This window comes from Acetobacter fallax (assembly GCF_011516735.1).
Classification (GTDB): Bacteria; Pseudomonadota; Alphaproteobacteria; order Acetobacterales; family Acetobacteraceae; genus Acetobacter; species Acetobacter fallax.
On the sequence record NZ_WOSX01000005.1, the window covers coordinates 139,889 to 147,104 of the forward strand.

Consider the following 7,216-nt stretch of genomic DNA (forward strand, 5'->3'; position numbering starts at 1 on the left):
CTGTTGTCGTTACGTGTTGATCTGTGATTTTTTAAAGGGTTAGCAGAATCCGGGCTCTGCCCGAACCCGGCAGGGACCGCAGGCCTCTGCACCCCGATTGATTAATAATAAAATGGTTTCCAAAGGTCTGTGACCTTTGGTGGGTTTCAGGGCAAAGCCCTGAGTAAGGTTCCAGCACCTGATGACAACAGAGCCTTTGGAAACCGTTTATGATCAGCAGGCCGGGGTGTAGATCAATCTTCATAACCTCCGGTATAATGCGCATTCCCAGGCTGTTTTCCGGCAGGCATGATTACCACTACTTCGGCCTGCCCGGACCCATCACCGTATTCCGGCCTGTCGTTTTTCTGACTGGCGACCGCACTCGTGGTCTGACAGGGAGCCCCTCAGGTTTCTGTATCCCCCGCCCCAAGATGCCGGGTTCCCCGCGCTGCTGCCAGCCGCGTCTGCCGCTCCCGGTCCGCATAACGCCGCCGCTGTTCATCTGTGCGCTCATCATGACAGGCCGGACAACTCACGCCCGCCTCATATAGCGGCGATGCCTTATCCTCCGCGTTCACTGGCCGCCGGCACGCATGACACACGTCATAACTGCCCGGTTCCAGCCCGTGCTTCACCGTCACACGCTGGTCGAACACAAAACACTCGCCATCCCACAGACTTTCCTCCTGAGGTATTGTCTCCAAATATTTCAGGATGCCGCCCCTGAGATGAAACACCTCGGAAACACCTTCCGCTTTCGCAAAAGCCGTCGATTTCTCGCAGCGAATGCCTCCGGTGCAGAACATCGCAATCTTCGGCAATCGCCCGGCCGCCACCAGTTCGTCACGTTTCGCCCGGAACCAGTCCGGAAACTCGCGAAACGTTGTAATATCCGGATCGATTGCGCCCCGGAACGTACCGACCGCAACCTCATAATCATTACGCGTATCAATAACGATCGTATCCGGATCGGAAATCAGTGCATTCCAGTCTGTGGGCTCTACATATGCCCCGACCTCTGACAACGGATCGATTCCCTCAATCCCCATTGTTACAATTTCGCGTTTCAGTCGTACTTTCATCCGCAGAAACGGCATCACCTCCGCACGGGACTCTTTGACTTCCAGATCCGCGCATCCCGGCAACGTCCGAAGATGGGCCAGCACCTGGCCGATCGCCGTATCGCTGCCCGCAATCGTTCCGTTGATTCCCTCCGGAGCCAGCAGCAAAATGCCCTTTACGCCCAGCGAGCAGCATAGCTTCGCCAGAGGCTGCCGCATCGCCGTGCAATCCTCAAATGGTGTAAACCGGTAAAGGGCCACAACCCGCACCGGCTGGGCCGGACAGTCGAAAGCATCACCCATGGTTGCTCATCGCCTCTGTATAAGCCGTCAGCACGTCAGTCGTCGGACCATCCATCTGCACGCGTCCGCCTTCCAGCCAGATCACCCGTGTGCACCATTCCGCAATGATTCCCAGCGAGTGTGAGGTAATCACCAGAATATCAGACCCGTCCACCACTCCGGCCAGACGCTGAAGGGCCTTTTCCTGAAACTTCGCATCGCCCGCCATGAACCATTCGTCCATCAGCAGAATCTGCGGGGCAATCGCCGTAGCCAGCCCGAAGCCCAGCCGGATCGCCATACCACTCGAATAAAGCCTTACGGGCAGATCCATGAACTCCCCCAGAGCCGCAAAACTCTCGACATCCTTCTCAAGCTTTTTCAGTTCAGCGGTCCGCAACGCCTTGTGCTGGGCCTGAAGAAAGATGTTCTCACGCCCTGTCAGTTCCGGGTTCATCCCCGAATTGGTGTCGATCAGTGTCTCCACCGAGCCTCTGACCGTCAGCATCCCCGGCTGCGGAACATAAATCCCGCCCAGAACCCTGAGCAGCGTGCTCTTGCCGGCGCCGTTATGCCCGATCAGTCCGATGCGCTCTCCGGCATGGATCGTAAACGACACATCAGTCAGCGCCCGGACATGCACCACACCCGACGAGTCCTCGCCGACGACGACCTGGCCGCCCGTCCGCGCTGCCCGCACAGCCGCCAGTGGCTGCTTTGCCCGACGGAACAGCGTCTTTTTCAAAGACCGCGCTCCGCCATGGAAGATCGGAAACTCCAGTGTCAGATGGTTAACCCGGATTATAGCCCGGTCCCGGTCAGCAGCGGCCGGCGACGAAGGCGAAGAGGAGAGAGATGTCATCGCATCAGATCCAGAAAGCGAGCCGGGCCCGCGACCGCGAGAAAACGAGCAGACTCATAAGCCACAGGCTGACACTGATCCCCAGCGCCACAATCCATATCATCAGAGGAGGCACCACGCCCGTCAGTGGTCCGCGCACAATTTCGAGTAGTGAATAAAACGGATTGAAAATCAGCCACCAGCCACGTGCCCCAAGCTGCTTTACGCTCCAGATGATTGGCGTCACGTAAAATGCAACCTGCAACGCGCTGGCGATAATCGGCGGAATGTCACGATAACGGGCCCCGATCGAGCCAAACAGCAGACAAAGGGCAAACGCATTCGCCGCCCAGATCAGCAGACCTGGCACTGCCAGAAGCGCCACCACGCCAGGCAGCAGACCAAAAATCGCATAAACCGCGACCGGCACGACAATATTGTAGCTGAATGTCACGGAATTGCGCACCAGCGTACGAAACGCCTGAAGCGAAAATGGAAGCCGCATCGATCGTATCGAACCGGCTGCATTCGTGAAGCAGATGCAGGCATCCTGTGTCACACCGGCAATACCTACCTGCCAGAGGATCATCGAAATCGACAGATACGGCAGATAATCACGCAGTACGAGATGAAACAGTCTGCCATAAATCGCGCCCATGGACCCGATCATCACTGCTGTACCCAGCGTCAGCCATAAGGGTCCTACTGCTGAGCCCCGAAACTGTAATCTGATATCCAGCCAGCCCAGCGAAACCGCCAGACGCCATAGCCTCGCACCTTCGGCAATATCCTCAAGCGCCAGGATAATCCGGGATCGGTAGACAACCGGTTCCTGATCATCTTCCGGAGCATGCAGGGTATGGCCCGTTCCGGCCTCCTCAGCCTCCGCCATCTGTAATGCCGGGGATGCTGCGGACGTTCCGCCGGACGGTGGAGCATCCGGAGAAGCTGTGGTGTGACCGGTCGATGCATTCATGATGTGCCCGCGTAACCCAATCATGGACACCCCCGCAACTACGGTCTCTGTAATCTGGTTTGAGTCAGTATGCCGGTGTCAGGAACTGTCTGATCTCAGGGAGGAACGACACTTCCGGCACCTCAGGGAACAATGCATCCGATATCCTGTCTCGCCGCCACGTTAGTGTCACAATTCATCGGCACAGTGTCCGGACCGGAGAACGCATCGATAGCGCAGGCAGATAAAATGCGTGCAATTGAAGGCGTTGGACGATAATTCTTCCATGCGGATTGAATTGAGCGGGAGGCTTCAGCCTTGCGGACGGGACGAATACACCGATGAGTCACTGGCCAGAAGCGTGTCAGAGGTCTGTAACGACCCGGCCTGAAATCTCCCCCGGAAGCAACATCAGCACATCGCGGACCATCTGCACCCGGCCGGTCCGCACCGTAGCGTTCATCGGCCTGCTGGCCCTGCTCTCCGCCTGTGCCGGGGAAACGCCAGGCTCCGATATGCAGATCCCCATCGCACAGGAAGAAGCGCAATACCGCTCTCATGCGAAATCCTATTACGCCCCGCCAGGCCCCGCAGACGATCCATGGGGACCTTATATTCAGGAAGCCTCGCAGCGCTTCGATATACCGGATATGTGGATTCGCAGCGTAATCCAGCGTGAGTCCGGTGGTCGCATGTTCCATAACGGCCAGCTCGTTACGTCGGCTCCTGGTGCCATGGGTCTCATGCAACTCATGCCGCCGACCTATGATGAGATCAAACGTCAGAACAATCTCGGCGACGATCCGTACGATCCGCACGACAACATCCTCGCAGGCACGGCATACGTTCGTCAGCTCTACGACACCTATGGTTCTCCGGGCTTTCTCGCTGCCTATAACGCCGGCCCGGGTCGCCTTGAGGATTTTCTCGGACATAATCGCACCCTGCCGCGCGAAACCCGGAACTATGTCGCAACTATCGGTCGCGAAATCGCAGGTACCTGGCCCAATAACCGCTCGCAGGCCGATCTTCTCGTTGCCAGCCACGAATCGTCGCGTTACGCCGCCTATGCGTCGGCCGCCATGCCGTCCGATACTGCGAACACTGTCCGCTCCGCCTGGTCCCATCATAACAATGCAGATGCCGGTCAGCCCGTGCAGGTGGCCGAAGCCCCGGCGGAGTCGGATGCAACGGCATCACAGACGCCGGCCCCGACCTATACCCATGCCTGGGCTCCTGTCGGACGTAATCCTGAATCACCGCAGGCGGTCAGTGCCGCCTGGCAGTCCCGCCTGAAATCCGGGAGTGCCGTGCAGACCGCCAGCGTCGCAACGGAGACCACCGATACCAGCGCGTCGCAGACCAGTGCCGTCTGGCAGAACCGTCTGAAATCTGAAGACACCACTCCGGTCGGTGTCACAGCCGCTACCGCCGAAAACCCGGCAGAGGACACGAACGAACAGCCAGCGGTGCAACGCACCTCACGTGCGGCGCCTGCCCGCTTTTCTCTGGTTTCCCGCGCCGCCGCCGCCACTACGCCCGTGCCAGCTCAGGCATCGCGCCTGACGTCCTCGCGCAGTAATGCCGCTATTGCTGAAGAGGCGCGTAACTGGGCTATTCAGGTCGGCGCATTCTCGTCGTCGTCCATGGCGCAACAGGCCGCATCCCATGCCCGTTCCCGCGCCTCCAGCGACCTCTCTGGCGCCCGTGCCCAGGTTGCCAGTGTCAAAGTCTCACGGGGACAGCTTTTCCGTGCGCGTCTGACCGGGATATCACGGGCCGAAGCCGTTTCCGCCTGTCGCAGGCTTGATGCGGGCGCATCGAACTGCGTGGTCGTCTCTCCTGACGTCATTCGTTAAAGGCCTGAACTCTGCCTGGCTTTGTGGAGAGACTGGCAGAGCCCGAGCAGGGCTCCGCTCTCACCCTGCAACAGTTACATCCGTAAACCGTTGGTGCCACTGTCACACCTCCGCAGACCGGTCCATACGGAAAAATAATCATGAAAAAACGCCTTGTCCCTGTCTTTTTTTCAACCGTTCTGCTGCTTGCCGGAACACAGTTCGCGCATGCAGAACTCCCCGTCGGAAAGACCGCGCCGCCTTTTACCCTCCAGGCCAGTATGGGTGGAAAGGATTTCAGATTTTCCCTTGCGGATACGCTGAAAAAAGGACCGGTCGTGCTCTACTTCTACCCTGCCGCTTTCACGCCGGGATGCACGATCGAAGCGCATGACTTTGCCGAGGCCATGGACGAATTTCACGCATTAGGCGCCAACGTCATCGGTGTTTCCACAGACGACATCGAAAAACTCCGCCGTTTCTCTGTCAGTGAATGCCGAAGCAAATTTCCCGTCGCCGCCGATCCGGACGGCAGCGTTTCCGCCGCTTACGATTCAAAATCGCCCGGCGGCACTCACGCCAGCCGGACATCCTACGTCATCGCTCCGGGTGGCAGGATTCTGATGAGTTATACTGATCGTTCGCCCGACGAACACGTCAGGCGCACTCTGGCCGCTCTCCATGCATGGAAAGATGCCCGGAAGCCCTGACAGTCCAGGAAGAGGCTGCTGTCGCCGAGACCTGTTTATTCATAACCAGACAGGTTTCGGGCGCATCCGGACAGAGCCGGAGATTTCCATGATCAGTCCGTGGCCATGCTCATTCCGGGCATAAAATAAAAGCCGGAACACGGCTCCGGGCCTTGCTATCTCTGCAAAGCGTCAATAAAGCTCACCACACATATCAGCCGTGCGTCAGGCTATCGCAGGAAATTTTATGTTACAGACGCGCGGTTTCGAAACAGTATCGCCTGAGGTTATCAAATCGATAAAAAGCTATCAGAAATCTGATGTACTTGTGAGCCTGTACCAAGTTATTTCATCTGTCTCGGCTTTTGTGATTTGTTACGGTTTTTTACTGTTCTCCGTAAAAAATGGTTATTTATCAGCACTTTTTCTGTCTCCTCTGGCCTCCGGCCTCGCCATACGCGTGTTCATTCTGCAGCATGACTGCGGTCACGGATCTCTGTTCCGGAGTCAGCGGGTCAATAACTTTGTCGGCAGGCTCTGTTCTCTTCTGACATTTACGCCCTACGATCACTGGAAAAAGCATCATTCCATCCATCATGGTTCATGGAATAATGTGGATAACAGGGGCAGGCTTTCAGATCTGTACTCAGACTGCACCACTGTTTCCGAATATATGAGCAAATCCAGGTTCGGGAAAGTCATATACAAAATATCAAAAAATCCAGTATTTACCATATTTATCATGCCTCCGATTATTTTCTTTGTCGTTTACAGAATTGCATTTGATACACCGGTGGCCTGGCTTCGTGAGCGGATCGGCCTCTACGTGACAAATATCTGCCTGTTACTTATATACTGGGGTCTGATTGAGATATTTGGCTTGAAAACTGTGTTTCTTGTCGCCTTCTCGGTCATTTACCCGGCAAGTGTCATCGGCGTCTGGCTCTTTCTTGTGCAGCACAAATTCGAGGGTGTGAAATGGGCCAGTAACACCGGGTGGAATATGTTCGATGCTGCTACAGGCGGTTGTTCATTCCTGAAACTGCCCTCGGTATTAAAATGGTTTTCCGGCAATATCGGTATACATCACGTCCATCATGCAGCGCCCGGCATTCCGAATTATCGCCTGAACGCATGTCACGAGGCGCACGAAGTCTTCGCAACTGTCAAAGTACTGAATTTACGTGACGGTATAAGAGAAGCATTTACCAACACATTATGGGATGAAGAAAAAAGCGTTATGGTAAGCCTGCGGAGCGTCAGATAGAGTATTTCGCAGGTTGTGCAAATAAGCATTCCTGAGCCAGCTTACAGACAGAATTGCCCCCAACCGGACAGGCGCTTCCTGATCCATGTCTGGCACAGATCAGGAAACGCACACCAGCAAGTGCAGGCCACTCTGTACATCCGGCCATCTGGCACCCGAAATTGACACATCTGCGCGAGGCAGATTTCCGCTAGAGCACAATCCGATCTAATAGGTTCATTTTAAGGATTCCCATACTGGTCGAAATCTGATTCATACTATGTGCCGGTATGGAGGCCGGCCCGTATGACCCGAGCCCTGT

The 7,216-nt window shown here is 56.2% G+C and carries 6 protein-coding genes; 3 read left to right on the plus strand and 3 right to left on the minus strand.

Annotated features, from left to right (window positions below; translation table 11 throughout):
• Positions 1 to 386: 386 nt before the first annotated feature.
• Genes trhO through GOB85_RS04855 form a run of 3 tightly spaced genes read right to left on the minus strand, consistent with a single transcriptional unit; the run spans position 387 to position 3,142 of the window.
• Positions 387 to 1,346, minus strand: a complete 960-nt coding sequence (gene trhO / locus GOB85_RS04845) for an oxygen-dependent tRNA uridine(34) hydroxylase TrhO (RefSeq protein WP_173576395.1) — start codon at positions 1,344 to 1,346, stop codon at positions 387 to 389.
• The gene (locus GOB85_RS04850) at positions 1,339 to 2,187 is read right to left on the minus strand and encodes an ABC transporter ATP-binding protein (protein ID WP_173576394.1); all 849 of its coding nucleotides are present in this window, start codon (positions 2,185 to 2,187) and stop codon (positions 1,339 to 1,341) included. Before GOB85_RS04850 ends, trhO begins: the two co-directional genes overlap by 8 nt.
• Positions 2,188 to 2,191: 4 nt before the next feature.
• Entirely contained in the window at positions 2,192 to 3,142 is a 951-nt protein-coding gene (locus GOB85_RS04855; RefSeq protein ID WP_242011297.1) for an ABC transporter permease, read from the minus strand.
• Between the two features lie 320 nt (positions 3,143 to 3,462).
• On the opposite strand from GOB85_RS04855, the gene GOB85_RS04860 reads away from it, so the two are divergent.
• The 3 genes from GOB85_RS04860 to GOB85_RS04870 all read left to right on the plus strand — a co-directional run bounded on the left by GOB85_RS04860 (position 3,463) and on the right by GOB85_RS04870 (position 6,915).
• Positions 3,463 to 4,980 carry a lytic transglycosylase domain-containing protein gene (locus tag GOB85_RS04860; RefSeq protein WP_173576393.1) on the plus strand — a complete coding sequence of 506 codons (1,518 nt, stop codon included), beginning with the start codon at positions 3,463 to 3,465 and terminating at the stop codon, positions 4,978 to 4,980.
• A 140-nt stretch (positions 4,981 to 5,120) separates the two neighbouring features.
• Positions 5,121 to 5,669, plus strand: a complete 549-nt coding sequence (locus tag GOB85_RS04865; RefSeq protein ID WP_173576392.1) for a peroxiredoxin — start codon at positions 5,121 to 5,123, stop codon at positions 5,667 to 5,669.
• Between the two features lie 226 nt (positions 5,670 to 5,895).
• A complete protein-coding gene (locus GOB85_RS04870) occupies positions 5,896 to 6,915 on the plus strand; it encodes a fatty acid desaturase family protein (protein WP_173576391.1) in 1,020 nt (339 codons plus the stop codon).
• The last annotated feature ends 301 nt before the right edge of the window (positions 6,916 to 7,216 follow it).